Source organism: Mesorhizobium norvegicum, from assembly GCF_004919685.1.
GTDB lineage: Bacteria > Pseudomonadota > Alphaproteobacteria > Rhizobiales > Rhizobiaceae > Mesorhizobium > Mesorhizobium norvegicum.
In genome coordinates, this window is record NZ_SMYZ01000236.1 from 1 (window position 1) to 286 (window position 286).

At 54.5% G+C, this 286-nt stretch carries 1 protein-coding gene; it reads left to right on the top strand.

Going from position 1 to position 286, the window contains the following annotated elements:
* On the top strand, positions 1 to 286 hold a 286-nt coding region (locus tag FCU66_RS40895), incomplete at both ends, for a hypothetical protein (RefSeq protein WP_210239732.1).

The window sequence follows — 286 nt, forward strand, 5'->3', positions numbered from 1 at the left end:
CTCCTCATTAACCTGGTGGTCGGCATCGTCTTGCTCCTTGTGTGGCGCAGTGTCGAGGTTGTGGCCTATCGCCGTCTGCGAGGGGCTAAGCGGGTAATGTTGCTCGGTCCGCCTGAGATGCTCAACCGGGCCGTCATGAACTACATGGCGAATAAGGCGACCCGTCATCGTCTTACCCATGTGGTGCGTGGCCATTACCTGGAGCAGATTCGATCTCATATTAACGAGTTTGATACTGCCCACGTTTCTGACGATATTCCGTCCTCTGAGCGAGTCGCTATTTATG